This window comes from Streptomyces sp. NPDC100445 (genome assembly GCF_044759735.1).
In the GTDB taxonomy this organism is placed as follows: domain Bacteria; phylum Actinomycetota; class Actinomycetes; order Streptomycetales; family Streptomycetaceae; genus Streptomyces.
The window spans coordinates 231,583-245,094 of sequence record NZ_JBIVZV010000013.1; the positions used below are offsets into that span (position 1 = coordinate 231,583).

At 71.1% G+C, this 13,512-nt stretch carries 16 protein-coding genes; 6 read left to right on the forward strand and 10 right to left on the reverse strand.

Annotated features, from left to right (window positions below):
* Window positions 1-10: 10 nt before the first annotated feature.
* Window positions 11-370: an NADH-quinone oxidoreductase subunit A gene (locus ACIQVT_RS28425; protein WP_003992243.1), complete on the reverse strand. Its 360-nt coding sequence runs from the start codon at window positions 368-370 to the stop codon at window positions 11-13.
* A gap of 744 nt (window positions 371-1,114) precedes the next feature.
* On the opposite strand from ACIQVT_RS28425, the gene ACIQVT_RS28430 reads away from it, so the two are divergent.
* Window positions 1,115-1,975, forward strand: a complete 861-nt coding sequence (locus ACIQVT_RS28430; RefSeq protein ID WP_403760016.1) for a C40 family peptidase — start codon at window positions 1,115-1,117, stop codon at window positions 1,973-1,975.
* A gap of 79 nt (window positions 1,976-2,054) precedes the next feature.
* Here ACIQVT_RS28430 and ACIQVT_RS28435 read toward each other — a convergent pair whose 3' ends face one another.
* Window positions 2,055-3,389 carry a geranylgeranyl reductase family protein gene (locus ACIQVT_RS28435; protein WP_403760019.1) on the reverse strand — a complete coding sequence of 445 codons (1,335 nt, stop codon included), beginning with the start codon at window positions 3,387-3,389 and terminating at the stop codon, window positions 2,055-2,057.
* Window positions 3,390-3,436: 47 nt separating this feature from the next.
* On the opposite strand from ACIQVT_RS28435, the gene ACIQVT_RS28440 reads away from it, so the two are divergent.
* Window positions 3,437-3,955, forward strand: a complete 519-nt coding sequence (locus ACIQVT_RS28440; RefSeq protein WP_403760022.1) for a GNAT family N-acetyltransferase — start codon at window positions 3,437-3,439, stop codon at window positions 3,953-3,955.
* A gap of 110 nt (window positions 3,956-4,065) precedes the next feature.
* On the forward strand, window positions 4,066-4,374 hold the full coding sequence (locus ACIQVT_RS28445) for a PASTA domain-containing protein (protein ID WP_403760025.1): 309 nt from the start codon (window positions 4,066-4,068) through the stop codon (window positions 4,372-4,374).
* Between the two features lie 16 nt (window positions 4,375-4,390).
* Here ACIQVT_RS28445 and ACIQVT_RS28450 read toward each other — a convergent pair whose 3' ends face one another.
* The 5 genes from ACIQVT_RS28450 to ACIQVT_RS28470 form a co-directional block, all read right to left on the reverse strand.
* Entirely contained in the window at window positions 4,391-5,086 is a 696-nt protein-coding gene (locus tag ACIQVT_RS28450; protein WP_403760029.1) for a demethylmenaquinone methyltransferase, read from the reverse strand.
* Window positions 5,087-5,140: 54 nt separating this feature from the next.
* On the reverse strand, window positions 5,141-5,794 hold the full coding sequence (locus ACIQVT_RS28455; protein WP_403760032.1) for an imidazolonepropionase-like domain-containing protein: 654 nt from the start codon (window positions 5,792-5,794) through the stop codon (window positions 5,141-5,143).
* Between the two features lie 7 nt (window positions 5,795-5,801).
* Window positions 5,802-7,001, reverse strand: coding sequence for a cyclic dehypoxanthinyl futalosine synthase (gene mqnC / locus ACIQVT_RS28460; RefSeq protein ID WP_403760035.1), 1,200 nt, complete (start codon window positions 6,999-7,001; stop codon window positions 5,802-5,804).
* Window positions 7,002-7,081: 80 nt separating this feature from the next.
* On the reverse strand, window positions 7,082-7,861 hold the full coding sequence (locus ACIQVT_RS28465) for a prepilin peptidase (protein WP_403760038.1): 780 nt from the start codon (window positions 7,859-7,861) through the stop codon (window positions 7,082-7,084).
* An 83-nt stretch (window positions 7,862-7,944) separates the two neighbouring features.
* Window positions 7,945-8,793 carry a menaquinone biosynthetic enzyme MqnA/MqnD family protein gene (locus ACIQVT_RS28470; protein WP_403760041.1) on the reverse strand — a complete coding sequence of 283 codons (849 nt, stop codon included), beginning with the start codon at window positions 8,791-8,793 and terminating at the stop codon, window positions 7,945-7,947.
* A 286-nt stretch (window positions 8,794-9,079) separates the two neighbouring features.
* Here ACIQVT_RS28470 and ACIQVT_RS28475 point away from each other — a divergent pair, with 286 nt between their 5' ends.
* The gene (locus ACIQVT_RS28475) at window positions 9,080-9,283 is read left to right on the forward strand and encodes a cold-shock protein (protein WP_073499902.1); all 204 of its coding nucleotides are present in this window, start codon (window positions 9,080-9,082) and stop codon (window positions 9,281-9,283) included.
* Window positions 9,284-9,375: 92 nt separating this feature from the next.
* Here the strand turns inward: ACIQVT_RS28475 and ACIQVT_RS28480 are convergent, their stop codons facing one another.
* On the reverse strand, window positions 9,376-10,932 hold the full coding sequence (locus tag ACIQVT_RS28480; RefSeq protein WP_403760046.1) for an MDR family MFS transporter: 1,557 nt from the start codon (window positions 10,930-10,932) through the stop codon (window positions 9,376-9,378).
* Between the two features lie 154 nt (window positions 10,933-11,086).
* Between ACIQVT_RS28480 and ACIQVT_RS28485 the strand changes: the two genes are divergently transcribed.
* Together ACIQVT_RS28485 and ACIQVT_RS28490 are read left to right on the forward strand one after the other, a co-directional pair.
* Window positions 11,087-11,689, forward strand: a complete 603-nt coding sequence (locus ACIQVT_RS28485; RefSeq protein ID WP_403760049.1) for a TetR/AcrR family transcriptional regulator — start codon at window positions 11,087-11,089, stop codon at window positions 11,687-11,689.
* 42 nt (window positions 11,690-11,731) lie between these two features.
* Complete coding sequence (locus tag ACIQVT_RS28490; RefSeq protein ID WP_403760052.1) at window positions 11,732-12,379, forward strand: class I SAM-dependent methyltransferase; 648 nt, start codon at window positions 11,732-11,734, stop codon at window positions 12,377-12,379.
* Here the strand turns inward: ACIQVT_RS28490 and ACIQVT_RS28495 are convergent.
* Both ACIQVT_RS28495 and ACIQVT_RS28500 read right to left on the reverse strand, forming a co-directional pair.
* Window positions 12,338-12,592 (reverse strand): DUF397 domain-containing protein, encoded by a 255-nt coding sequence (locus tag ACIQVT_RS28495; RefSeq protein ID WP_403760055.1) that lies wholly within the window; start codon window positions 12,590-12,592, stop codon window positions 12,338-12,340. The two genes, ACIQVT_RS28490 and ACIQVT_RS28495, sit on opposite strands and share 42 nt — an antisense overlap.
* On the reverse strand, window positions 12,592-13,449 hold the full coding sequence (locus ACIQVT_RS28500; protein ID WP_403760058.1) for a helix-turn-helix domain-containing protein: 858 nt from the start codon (window positions 13,447-13,449) through the stop codon (window positions 12,592-12,594). Before ACIQVT_RS28500 ends, ACIQVT_RS28495 begins: the two co-directional genes overlap by 1 nt.
* Window positions 13,450-13,512: the final 63 nt, after the last annotated feature.

Consider the following 13,512-nt stretch of genomic DNA (forward strand, 5'->3'; position numbering starts at 1 on the left):
TAAAGGCCCCTCAGTCCCATTCCAGGCCGCCGCGCCGCCATACGTACGCGTACGCGACGAAGACGGTGAGCACGAAGAGCAGCATCTCCACGAGCCCGAAGATCCCCAGGGCGTCGAAGGTGACGGCCCAGGGGTAGAGGAAGACGATCTCGATGTCGAAGACGATGAAGAGCATCGCCGTCAGGTAGTACTTGATGGGGAAGCGCCCGCCGCCGGCCGGCGTGGGGGTCGGCTCGATGCCGCACTCGTAGGCTTCGAGCTTGGCGCGGTTGTACCGCTTCGGACCGATCAGCGTGGCCATGACCACGGAGAAGATCGCAAAGCCTGCCCCGAGGGCTCCCAGTACGAGGATGGGCGCATACGCGTTCACCGCTCCTCGCTCCTCTCAGTCGGCGCTGACTGCTGGCGGTTGGCCGGGCCCGCTTCCGCCGCACCGGTCCTCCGAGCCCCGCTCGTCCCGGGCGAAGATCGAGAACATGTGAAGCAGGTCACAAGCCCAACTGCCTCGCATCTTATGCCTGCCGCTCTGTGATCTGCGACACGGGGTATTCCACAAGCTTTGTGATCTCCACCACCTGACGAAGGATCATGAAGTCGGATGATGGGTGATCTTCACACGCGAAGCGTTCAGTTGATCACCTGACGTGACATTTTGGCTCGTCGCCGCAGGCCGGAGGGGTCGCCTCAATATCAAGAGGGTTCCGGTGCATGCAAATTCGCCCTGGACGCGGTCGGCTGGTATCGGGCGGCGTTCACACCTCGGGGGGAGGCGCGGGGCGGGATGTGGACGCGGGCCGGAGCGTGTGCGCGCGTTCACCAGCCGTGCGCGGGCGGGACGCCGCGATCCCGGCCGCCGTTCCGTGACGTCCGACACATCCATGAGAGGACCGTGAGAACCGGGCTTGGCCAACGACCCGCACCGATGGTAGGCGCGGGGCAATCCGGACGTAATGATCAAAGACCGTGATCAAGGGCTTGATCACGACAGTCCGCAATGTCCGTTAGGGCGTCAATAAAGAGCGACACACCCGGCATTATGTGTCTCGATTGAGCAACTGTGGCGCAGCACACGTTTCTTGAAGATATGAAGGAGCCCCTGGTACCGGTTGTTCCCATGTCCCACACCGCTCACATACGCAGCCACCGGAAGCCCCGCCGCAGCGCGTCGACCCTCGCGATGCGGGCCGGAGTTGCCGGCGGCGTCCTCGGCACCCTGGCGGTCGCCGGGGCGTCCGGCTCGGCGAACGCGGCCGAGCCGGTGACGCAGACGCTCGAACTGCCCACCCTGACGGCCGACCTGGCCGTCCAGGCCGCCCAGTCCGCGGACGCCACCCAGCAGGCCGCCGCCAACTACCAGCTGCTGGCCGAGCGTGACGCGGCCGCTGCAAAGGCCGCGAAGCAGGCCGAGTCGGACCTCGCCGACGCCAGGAAGAAGGCGGCCGAGGCCAAGAAGAAGGCCGAGGAGACCGCCCGTAAGGAGGCCGCCGCGCGGGCCTCGCGCAGCGCGGCGCGTACGACGCTCTCCACCACGGCGGACACCGGCACCGTCTCCACGTCCACGTCCACGTCCACGTCCACCGGGACGTCGACGTCGACCTCCACCTCCACCTCCACGGCCACCGGTTCGGCCGCGTCCGTCGTCGACTTCGTCCGGGCGCAGGTCGGCAAGGCGTACGTCTCCGGCGCCACCGGCCCGTCCGCCTACGACTGCTCCGGCCTGGTGCAGACGGCCTTCCGCCAGGTCGGCATCAGCCTGCCGCGCGTCTCCCAGGACCAGTCGACCGCCGGCACCCAGGTCTCGCTGGACAACCTCCAGCCGGGCGACATCCTGTACTGGGGCAGCGCGGGCAGCGCGTACCACGTCGGGGTGTACGTCGGCGGCGGCATGTTCGTCGGCGCCCAGAACCCCTCCACCGGCGTCGTGGAGCGCCCGCTGTCCTACGACCCGCCCACCGGCGCCGTGCGGGTGCTCTGAGCGCCTGGCGCCCCTCTCACGCGCGTGAGGGCCGCAGCCCCCCGAAGGGGCTGCGGCCCTCATGTCGTCCCGGGGCGGTCTACGCCTTCGGGGCCACCTTGCTGAGGCCGTTGATGATGCGGTCCATCGCGTCACCGCCCGTCGGGTCGGTGAGGTTCGCGAGGAGCTTCAGGGTGAACTTCATCAGCACCGGGTGGGTCAGGCCGCGCTGGGCGGCGATCTGCATGACCTTCGGGTTGCCGATGAGCTTCACGAAGGCGCGGCCGAGCGTGTAGTAGCCGCCGTAGGTGTCCTTGAGGACCCGCGGGTAGCGCCGGAGGGCGATCTCGCGCTGGGCGGGGGTGGCCCGCGCGTGGGCCTGCACGACGACGTCGGCGGCGATCTGGCCGGACTCCATGGCGTAGGCGATGCCCTCGCCGTTGAAGGGGTTCACCAGGCCGCCGGCGTCGCCGACGAGCAGCAGCCCGCGGGTGTAGTGCGGCTGGCGGTTGAAGGCCATGGGCAGGGCGGCGCCGCGGATCGGGCCGGTCATGTTCTCGGGGGTGTAGCCCCAGTCCTCCGGCATGGAGGCGCACCAGGCCTTGAGGACCTCGCGCCAGTCCAGCTCCTTGAAGGAGGCGGAGGTGTTGAGGACGCCTAGGCCGACGTTGGAGGTGCCGTCGCCCATGCCGAAGACCCAGCCGTAGCCGGGCAGCAGGCGGTCCTGGGCGCCGCGCCGGTCCCACAGTTCCAGCCAGGACTCCAGGTAGTCGTCGTCGTGGCGCGGCGAGGTGAAGTACGTGCGCACGGCGACGCCCATGGGGCGGTCCTCGCGGCGGTGCAGGCCCATCGCGAGGGACAGGCGGGTGGAGTTGCCGTCGGCGGCGACGACGAGCGGCGCGTGGAAGGTGACCTCGCGCTTCTCCTCGCCCAGCTTGGCGGTGACGCCGGTGATGCGGCCGGTGCGGTCGTCGAGGACCGGACCGCCGACGTTGCAGCGCTCGTACAGGCGGGCGCCGGCCTTCTGGGCGTTGCGGGCGAGCTGCTCGTCGAAGTCGTCGCGCCTGCGCACCAGTCCGTAGTCCGGGAAGGAGGCGAGATCCGGCCAGTCGAGCTGGAGGCGGGAGCCGCCGCCGATGATGCGCAGGCCCTTGTTGCGCAGCCAGCCGGCCTCCTCGGAGATGTCGATCCCCATGGCGACGAGCTGCTTGACCGCGCGCGGGGTGAGGCCGTCGCCGCACACCTTCTCGCGCGGGAACGCGGTCTTCTCCAGGAGCAGGACGTCGAGGCCGGCCTTGGCGAGGTGGTACGCGGTCGTGGAGCCGGCTGGCCCCGCGCCCACGACGATCACGTCGGCGGTGTGATCGGAGAGGGGCTCGGTCACGGCGGGATCTCCCCAAGGTTCGGAATCTTCGTGCCGACCGGCACTGGACATGGGCAGTCTATTCAGCAGAATTGATCACCCGGCTGAAGGGCTGCCCTGTGAACCGACCTGTTCCCGCGGTACGGCTGCGCGTTCCGACGCACGAGGACGCGCTCGCCTGGCACCGGGTCTTCGCCGACCCGGAGGTCATGGAGTTCTACGGCGGCCGGCCGGCGGCGCTGTCGGTCTACGAGGAACTGACCGCGCGCCAGCGGCGGCACGACGCGGAACTGGGCTTCTGCCTGTGGACGCTGCTGGACCCGGCCGGCGAGGTGATCGGGTTCACCGGGGCGCAGCCGTGGCGGCCGGACTGGGGTCCCGTGGGCGAGACGGAGATCGGCTGGCGGCTGGGGCGGGCGCACTGGGGCCGGGGGTACGCCACGGCGGCGGCGCGGGAGACGCTGCGCCGGGTGCGGGCGGCGGGGGTGCCCGGTGTGGTGGCGGTGGTGCGGCCGGGCAACGAGCGGTCGTTGGCGGTGACGCGGCGGTTGGGCATGCGGGCGGCGGAGACGTACACGCACCCGGTGCGCAACGAGCCCGCGCTCTGCTTCCGCCTCACTTTCGGTGACACTGTGTAGTCGATTGTCACGGAATGACACCGAAGCCTTCCCGGGCGACCCGGACGGGAGTTACCCTGCCGATACCGCTGGGGGTGACATCTGTGCGCATACCACCCGGAACACCCGATGTGCGCGTTCCGCGTCTGGTCGGTCTGATGGCCGTGGACGCGCGTGAGGCGGCCCGGACGTACGGGCTGTCGCTGGACGCGCCGGACCGCCCGGACTTCCACCGCGCCGTCGTCGACTACGTGGTGCGCCAGTATCCGCAGCCCGGTGCCGAGGTGCCGCCCGGCTCGCTGGTGCACGTGTGGTTCGACTTCGGTGAGGGCGAGGGCGGCGGGGGCGTGCGCGAACCCCGTGTGCCGCGGCCCCCGGTGGGCGGGCTGCCCCGCGAACTGGGCGAGCCGGGCGACGCGTTCGAGATGATCGGGCGCTGAGCGGCGCGGCGGCGGCTCAGGCCGCCTTGAAGCCCCGGTGCAGCGCGACGACACCGCCGGTGAGGTTGCGCCAGGCCACCTTCGACCAGCCGGCGTCACGCAGCCGCGCGGCGAGGGCGGGCTGGTCGGGCCAGGCCCGGATGGACTCGGCGAGGTAGACGTAGGCGTCGGGGTTGGAGGAGACCGCGCGCGCGGTCGGCGGCAGCGCCCGCATCAGGTACTCGGTGTAGACGGTCCGGAACGGCGCCCAGGTCGGGTGCGAGAACTCGCAGATCACGACGCGTCCGCCGGGCCGGGTCACCCGGTGCATCTCGCGCAGGGCGGCGTCCGTGTCCTGGACGTTGCGCAGGCCGAAGGAGATCGTCACGGCGTCGAAGGTGTCGTCCTTGAAGGGCAGCCTCGTCGCGTCGCCCGCGGTGAACGGCAGCCAGCGGTGCCGGCGCTTGCCGACCTGGAGCATGCCGGTGGAGAAGTCGCAGGGGACGACGTAGGCGCCGCTGCGCGCGAACGGCAGCGAGGAGGTGGCCGTGCCGGCGGCGAGGTCCAGGACCTTCTGCGCGGGGCGCGCGTCGACCGCCTTCGCCACCTCCCTGCGCCAGCGCCGGTCCTGGCCGAGCGACAGCACGTCGTTGGTCAGGTCGTACCGTTCCGCCACGTCGTCGAACATCGAGGCGACTTCGTGCGGCTGCTTGTTCAGGGAGGCGCGGGTCACCCGCCCATTCTTGCAGCCCGGTGCCGGGGCCCGGGCCCCGGCGTGCGGAGCGGGTCAGCGGCGGCGGTACAGCAGCCGGCCCTCGATGACGGTGGCCACGCAGGTGGCGGCTCCCCGGCCGGCGAGGGCGGTCTCGTCCGGCACGTCGAACACGGCGAAGGTCGCGATCCTGCCCTCGTACGGCAGCAGGGGCGCCAGGAACGCCTCGGTGAGGGGGCGGTGTCCGGCCAGCGGGTCGAGGCAGGGCTCCCCGGGCGGCTCGGCGGCCCGGTCCCGGCGGACCAGTCCCGCCCGGCGCACGGCGTCCGCGACGGCCGGGTGCCGCAGCGGCCCGGCCACGGCCACGGTCCCGTGCGCGAGCATCCGCTGCACCCCGCGCCGGGCGCTGGCGCCCCGCCGCGCGTCGGCCGGGCCGAAGGCGGCCAGGGCCGCTTCGCCGGTGAGCGGCTCGGTGCCGAGCGCGTCGGCCTCGCGCGGGTCGGGGTGGTAGGTCCGCTCCAGCAGTTCGGGCCCGTACGGGTTGAGCAGGCCGGGCGTGAGGAGGCCCGGCCAGCGGCGTACCCGCGCGGCCGGGTGCGCGGCGGCCAGCTCGTCGTACGGGCCGACGGCCGCGACGGTCCGGCCGTCGGCGAGGAGCGCGCCCCGGGGCAGCGGGGCGCGCGACGGGTCGCCGGTGAGGAGGAGGTCCGCGGTGTGGAGGGTCAGCACGGCGGGGTCAGTTGGACGCCAGCAGCTTCAGCTCGGGGTGGGCGGTGCCGCCCGCGATGGCCGTGGAGGAGATGTGGGAGGCCACGCGGTCGTCGGCGGGGTCGTTCGCCGGGTCGTCGTGGACGACGAGGTGCTCGTAGGTGGTGGCCCGCTGGGCCGGCACCCGCCCGGCCTTGCGGATCAGGTCGATGATCTCCAGCCGGTTGGAGCGGTGCTTGGCGCCGGCCGAGGAGACCACGTTCTCCTCCAGCATGATCGAACCGAGGTCGTCCGCGCCGTAGTGCAGGGAGAGCTGGCCGACCTCCTTGCCGGTGGTGAGCCAGGAGCCCTGGATGTGCCGGACGTTGTCCAGGAAGAGGCGGGCGATCGCGATCATCCGCAGGTACTCGAAGAGGGTCGCCTGGGTGCGGCCCTTCAGGTGGTTGTTCTCGGGCTGGTAGGTGTACGGGATGAACGCGCGGAAGCCGCCCGTGCGGTCCTGTACGTCGCGGATCATCCGCAGGTGCTCGATGCGTTCGGCGTTGGTCTCGCCGGTGCCCATGAGCATCGTCGACGTGGACTCCACGCCCAGCCGGTGCGCGGTCTCCATGATCTCCAGCCAGCGTTCGCCGCTCTCCTTGAGCGGGGCGATGGCCTTGCGCGGCCGAGCGGGCAGGAGTTCGGCGCCGGCGCCCGCGAAGGAGTCGAGGCCTGCCTCGTGGATGCGGGTGATGGCCTCCTCGACGGAGACACCGGAGATCCGGGCCATGTGCTCGACCTCGGACGCGCCCAGCGAGTGGATCACCAGCTGCGGGAAGGTGTCCTTGATGGCCTTGAAGTGCTTCTCGTAGTACTCGACGCCGTAGTCCGGGTGGTGGCCGCCCTGGAACATGATCTGGGTGCCGCCGAGTTCGACGGTCTCCGCGCAGCGGCGCAGGATGTCGTCGAGGTCGCGGGTCCAGCCCTTGGCGGTGTCCTTGGGGGCCGCGTAGAAGGCGCAGAACTTGCACGCCGTGACGCACACGTTCGTGTAATTGATGTTCCGCTCGATGATGTACGTGGCGATGTGCTCGGTGCCGGCGTACAGGCGGCGGCGTACGGCGTCGGCGGCGGCGCCGAGGGCGTGCAGCGGCGCGTCGCGGTACAGCTCCAGCGCCTCTTCGGGGGTGATCCGCCCACCGGCGGCGGCACGGTCGAGGACGGACTGGAGGTCGGCCTTCTCGGTCACCGGCGTCCCTTTCGCAAGGTTTTCGTCAGGGTTGTGGACGGACCGAACCAGCCTACGCCAGCGGGTTTCCCGCGCCGACCTCAGGCCGCGTACGCGCCGATCAGCACTCCGGTGAGGACGCCGGCCAGCAGGAACGGTCCGAACGGTACGCCGGTCCGGCGGCCCGCGCGCCGGGCCAGGACGAGCGCGCCGCCGTAGAGGGCGCCGAGCAGGAAGCCGGTGAAGGTGCCGAGCAGCACGGTGGGCCAGCCGTACCAGCCGAGCACGGCGCCCGCCCCCAGGGCGAGTTTCACGTCGCCGAACCCCATGCCGGCGGGGTTGAGCAGGTGCAGCACGCAGTAGCCGGCGCCGAGGGCGAGGGCACCGAGCAGGGCGGTGGTCCAGTGGCCGGCGTGTTCGGGGAGCAGTGCGGCGGGGCCGAGCAGGGCGAGGGCGGCGGCGGCCAGCGGCAGCGTCAGCGGGTCGGGCAGCCGCCGCACCCGGAGGTCCACGGCGGCCAGCAGGACGCCGGCGGGCGCGAGCAGCAGCCAGACCGCCAGTTCGGGCCGGGTGCCGGTGGCGGCGGCGAGGGCGGCGCAGACGAGCGCGGTGGCGGTGGCGAGGAGCGGCGCGGAGGGAACGCCGGGTGAGGTGCACGAGGGGTTCGCGCGGGGCTCGGCGCGCGCCCCGCCGTCCGCGCGGCACCGGGCGCACCGCGCGGGACCGAGCCAGCCGCGGACCGGGTGGCCGCCGGGGCAGTGGGCGCGCCAGGGCTCGCCGGCCGGGACGGCGAACCGGTGGACGGCGCGGGGCAGCAGCGTGCCCGCCAGGGCGCCCCACACCCCGGCGGCGAGCACCAGCGTCCCCGTGGTCGGCTCCACGTCCTCCACCCCCGTCGCCCCGTCCGTCCCGGGTCCCTACCCGGTTCGGGCGGCACTCACCGCTCGCGGGGCCGGTCCGCTCCCTACGGCTGGAGCAGTTCGACGTGCACGTCGGCCGGGAAGCCCGTGGTGGGGCCGACCCGGCGGGCGAACTCGGTGACGGCCGCCAACTGCGGGGCGCCGAAGCTGAAGTCGAGGGTGGTGAAGTACTGGGCGAGGGTCGCCTCGTCGAAGGCCTCCCAGCGGGCGGCCTGTTCGGCGACCTTGTCGACCTCCTCCAGGGAGAGGTTGCGGGAGTCGAGGAAGGCCTCGTGGACCCTGCGGGTGATGAGCGGCTCGCGCTCCAGGTAGTCCCGGCGGGCCGCCCACACCGCGAAGACGAACGGCAGGCCGGTCCACTCCTTCCACAGCGCGCCGAGGTCGTGCACCTCGAGCCCGTAGCGGGGGCCGTCGAGGAGGTTGGCGCGCAGCGCGGCGTCGCCGATGAGGACGGCGGCCTCGGCCTCCTGCATCATCAGGCTCAGGTCGGGCGGGCAGGTGTAGTACTCGGGCTCGACGCCGTACCGCTCGGCGAGCAGGAGCTGCGCGAGCCGGACGGAGGTGCGCGAGGTGGAGCCGAGGGCGACGCGGGCGCCGTCCAGCCGGTCCAGCGGGACCTGGGAGACGATCACGCAGGACATCACCGGGCCGTCGCAGCCGACGGCGATGTCGGGGAAGGCGACCAACTGGTCGGTGTGCTTGAGGAACTCGACCAGGGTGACGGGACCGATGTCGAGTTCGCCGCGCACGAGCCGTTCGCTGAGCTTCTCCGGCGTGTCCTTCGTCAGGTCGAAGTCGAGGAGCGTGCCGGTTCTCGCGAGCCCCCAGTACAGGGGGAGGCAGTTCAGGAACTGGATGTGGCCGACGCGCGGCCGGGTGCGAGGATTGTCCACATCGCGAGACTAGACCCCGTCCCGTCGGGCGCCCGGACCGGCCCCGCCGTCGACCGGGCGACGGGGCGTTCAAACATCCGGGTGACGTGATCTTGACCTCTATTGCTTTCGGCGAGCCGCGTGCTAGGCTCGCCGCAAGTTGCAGTTTGGTTTCCCTTGCAGTACAGAGCCTGCGGAGCATGTGACCGCGGGCTCTCGTCGTTTTCAGACGAATGCAGTTGTGCAGCACCGTTACGCACGTGCAGGTTCTGGAGCAGGGCAACCCTTTTGAGCCCAGGGAGGGCTTATGGCTACCGGAACCGTGAAGTGGTTCAACGCCGAAAAGGGCTTTGGCTTCATCGCCCAGGAGGGCGGCGGCCCCGACGTCTTCGTCCACTACTCCGCGATCAACGCGCAGGGTTTCCGTTCGCTGGAGGAGAACCAGGCGGTCTCCTTCGACGTGACGCAGGGCCCGAAGGGTCCGCAGGCGGAGAACGTCACCCCCGTCTGATCGCTCCCTGATCGCAGAACCTGAGTGCAGTACCCAAGGAGCCCCGCGCCTTCCGGCAACGGGGCTCCTGCCTTTTCCCGTTCAATTCCGCTTCACTTCACCGCGGTACTCGGCGCGGCGGTCTTCCCGGGGCCGCTCGGCGGGCCCGCCCCGCGGAGCGGGGTCTCCACGACGCAGAGCGCCGCGACGAACGCGGCCGCGCACAGGACCGCCCCGGTGAGGAAGATCTGGTGGGTGCCGCCGGCGACCGCGTTCAGGTAGGCGTCCCGGGCCCCCGTGGGCAGGTGGGCCGGTGCGTGCGCCCCACCCCCGGTACCGGCGCCGGGCAGGTCGGGCCGGACGGCGCGGGTGAACAGGGAACCGAAGACCGCGACGCCGAGGGAGCCGCCCACGGTGCGGAAGAGGGTGACCGTGCTCATGGCGGCCCCCATGTCCCGCATGTCGACGCTGTTCTGGGCGATGGTGCCGGCCATCTGCTGGGTGAGGCCGAGCCCGGTACCGACGACGACCATGTACGCGCAGGTCAGAAACCGGGACGTGTCGGTCCCCATCGTCGAGAGGGATCCGAGCCCGACGGTGAGGAGGCCGGCGCCCAGGACCGGGAAGATCTTGTACCTGCCGGTGGCGGACATGACCTTGCCCGCGAGCGTGGAGACGATCACGACGGGGACCATCAGGGGCAGCAGCAACAGGCCTGAGTCGGCGGCCGAGGCGCCCTGGACGGTCTGCTGGAACAGCGGCAGATAGAGGCCGGCACCGAACATGACCACTCCGGCGGCCAGCAGCAGCACGGTGGCCAGCGGGAAGTTGCGGTGTCCGGTGAAGATCGCCGGCGGCAGCACGGGTTCCGCGGCCCGGCGCTCCACGCGGACGAACAGGGCCAGCCCGAGCACGGCGGTGGCGCCCAGTGTGACGATCTGCCAGGAGCCCCACGCGTAGGTGGTGCCCGCCCAGGTCGCGGCCAGCACGGTCGCGCTGATGGTGACCGTCAGCAGGGCGATGCCCAGCCGGTCGATCCTCGCCCGGATGCGCCGGGCGGGCACGTGCAGCATCCGCCACAGCCACACCAGGGACACCAGGCCGAGCGGCAGGTTGACGTAGAAGGCCCAGCGCCAGCCCCAGTGCCCGGTGACGAAGCCGCCGAGGAGCGGGCCGCCGATGGTGCCGATCGCCATGACGGAGGCGGTCATGCCCTGGTACCTGCCCCGTTCGCGCGGCGGTACGAGCGTGGCGATGAGGGCGAAGGCACCCGCGCCGACGCCGCCCGCGCCGACGCCCTGGAGCGCGCGGAAGGCGATCAGTTCGGGCATGGACCGGGCGGCGCCGCACAGCGCGGAGCCGGCGAGGAACACGGCGATCGAGGCCAGGTACATGGGTTTGCGGCCGAACAGGTCGCCGAACTTTCCCCAGACCGGGGTGGTGACGGCGGTCACCAGGGTGTAGGCGGTCACCACCCAGGAGATGTGTTCCAGACCGCCGAGATCGCCGACGATCGTGGGCATCGCGGTGCCCACCACCATGTTGTCGAGCATCGCGAGCAGCATCGCGAGCATGACGCCGAACAGGACCGGGCGGACGTTCCCGGGCGGGCCCTCCGTGGCCGTGGGGACGGCGGCGGGGGGCGCGGGAGATTCGGGAGACGCGGACATGACCAATCACTCCGTCGGGGAGTCGGGGGCGAGTTGGGTGCAGCCGGCGGCCGGAGGCGGCACACGCGGCGACCACCTCACCGAACCACAACGACTCTAAAAGTGCAACGACTCTCCTTTTTGATTCGACTCGCATCCGGCGTAGAGTACCGGCATGGGAGCGACACAGACACGCGAACCGCAGAGCCCGGGACGCCGTGAGCGCAAGAAGGCGGCGACCCGCAAGGCCATCGCCGACGCGGCACTGCGCCTGTTCCTGGAGCGCGGCTACGACGACGTGGGCATCCGCGAGATCGCCGACGCCGCGGATGTCTCGACCGCCACGCTCTTCAAGCACTTCCCCAGCAAGGAAGCGCTCGTCTTCGACCTGGACGCCGACCGGGAGACCGGCCTGCTCGACGCCGTCCGCCGGCGCCCCGCGGGCCGGCCGGTCCTCGCCGCCCTCCGGGAGTACGTGCTGGCCGGGACGGCCGTCTACCAGGACGCCGAAATGGAACGATTCCTCGAACTCATCCGCTCCACCCCGGCGTTGAGCGAGTACGCCCACCGCATGTGGATGCGGCACGAGGGCGCGCTCACACAGGCCATCACCGAGGCGAGCGACGCCCCGCAGGGGGACCCCACCTGTGCGGCACTGGCCCATTTCGCCCTTGAGACCGCCGCACTCGCCCGCGCGAGCGCCGATCCCCGGACGGCCGTCGAAAGCGCCTTCGACCTCCTGGAACACGGCTGGAACGCCACCCGTCCGGGCGTCTGACCCCGGGGGCGGTGTCAGCGGGGCCCGCTACGGTCCCTCCCCATGACCGGTACCGACTTCCTCACCGCCACCCGCACCTTCTACGACGCCGTCGCCGAGGACTACGCCGCCCACTTCCGCGACCCGCTCGCCGACCGGCCGCTGGAACGGGCGCTGCTCGCCGCGTACGCCGAACAGGTCGGCCCCGGCGGCACGGTCGCCGACCTCGGCTGCGGTCCCGGCGCCGTCACCGCGCACCTCGCCGGCCTGGGCCTGACCGTCCACGGCCTCGACCTCTCCGCGTCCATGGTCGCCGTCGCCCGCCGCGACTTCCCCGGGCTGCGCTTCCAGCAGGGCTCCATGCTGGACCTCCCCCTGGCCGACGGCACGCTCGCCGGAGCCGTCTCCTGGTACTCCAGCATCCACACACCGGCGGACGAACTCCCCGCGCTGTTCGCCGAGTTCCACCGCGTGCTGGCTCCCGGCGGCCTGCTCCTGCTCGCCTTCCAGACGGGCGAGGCCCCACTGCGGCTCGACCGTCCCTGGGGGCGGCCCGTGGTACTCGACTTCCACCGGCGCCACCCCGACCGGATGGCCGAGCTGCTGACCGACGCCGGGTTCGACCTCCGCTCCAGCACCGTGCGCCAACGCGAGGAGGCTCTGGCCGAGTCAGCCCCCCAGGCGTTCCTGCTCACCCAGAAGAAAGGCTGACCAGGCGGCCGGCGTGACGGTGAGGTGAGCGGCGGCGGGCCGCTTCGAGTCACGGACGTGGATGGCGGTGGGGTGGGCGGCGACCTCCACGCAATCGCCGCCTTCACCGTCGCTGTGAGTCGACTTGCGCCAGGTGTAGGCGAGTTCGAGGCACTGGCCACCCTCGCCGCTGCTGTAACTGCTCTTGAACCAGCTCAACTTCTCTATGATCATCACTCTCCCAGCATCTCCTCGATCAGGGCCAGGGACTCATCCGGGTTGAGGGCCTGCGCCCGGATGATCCCATAGCGAGCATCGAGAACACGGACCTCCTCCCTGTTGGTGATCAAACGCGGGTAGCCGTGACTCTCCATGTAACCCACCTGCTCCTTACCCTTCGGCGTCAGCAAGCTGAACGAATTGTCAAGAGAAGGGTGTTCGTGTCGATTTGTTGGCATCACCTGTAGCTGCACATTACGCATACGACCGATGCGCAGTAACTGGCGGAGCTGCTCGGCGTGCACCTCTGGGCCGCCGATCGGACGCTCCAGCACGGCCTGCTCCATGACGAAGCTGAATTCCGTCAGCGGCCATTGCTCGAAGGCTTGTTGACGTGAGAGCCGGTCCGCTACCCGCCTCTCGATCGTCTCCTCGTCCAGAGGCGGGTGTCGCTGAGTGAAGACCGCGCGTGAATACTCCTCGGTCTGGAGAAGGCCCAGCACACCCATGGTGCTGTAGTCGTGCAGGGAGACCGCCTGCGCTTCCAGCTCGGCATACCCTCGGTACCACTCGGGGTGCCGCGTACGCGCCTTGGCCATCGCCTCCTCGACTTGCGGAATGACCTCATTCAGCAGTCCCCCGGCACCTAGGATCTCGTCCGCCCTCTGCAAGAACTCCGGCCGAGGTGTCCGCACCCCCCGCTCCATCGCGGAGATCTGGTCGGGGCCGAAGTTCACCAGGCTGCCGAACTCCCGCTGACTAAGGCCAGCGCGCTCCCGCATCAGCCTCAACTGCTTGCCCAGTACGACGAACACCGCAGTCGCCCCGTTCTCCTCCGCGGGTGTCTCCGGCCTCCGCTCCTGTTCTTCCACAACGCCACCTCCGACGAGCCGTACACCAACGAGCCGCACCCGTACGACTACGCACAGTCGCCG

Coding starts and splice junctions, on each gene's coding strand:
- ACIQVT_RS28430 (WP_403760016.1), top strand. CDS start 1,115: ATGTCCCACACCGCTCACATACGCAGCCACCGGAAGCCCCGCCGCAGC.
- ACIQVT_RS28480 (WP_403760046.1), bottom strand. CDS start 10,932: ATGTCCGCGTCTCCCGAATCTCCCGCGCCCCCCGCCGCCGTCCCCACG.
- ACIQVT_RS28435 (WP_403760019.1), bottom strand. CDS start 3,389: ATGTCCAGTGCCGGTCGGCACGAAGATTCCGAACCTTGGGGAGATCCC.
- ACIQVT_RS28495 (WP_403760055.1), bottom strand. CDS start 12,592: ATGATCATAGAGAAGTTGAGCTGGTTCAAGAGCAGTTACAGCAGCGGC.
- ACIQVT_RS28490 (WP_403760052.1), top strand. CDS start 11,732: ATGACCGGTACCGACTTCCTCACCGCCACCCGCACCTTCTACGACGCC.
- ACIQVT_RS28475 (WP_073499902.1), top strand. CDS start 9,080: ATGGCTACCGGAACCGTGAAGTGGTTCAACGCCGAAAAGGGCTTTGGC.
- ACIQVT_RS28485 (WP_403760049.1), top strand. CDS start 11,087: ATGGGAGCGACACAGACACGCGAACCGCAGAGCCCGGGACGCCGTGAG.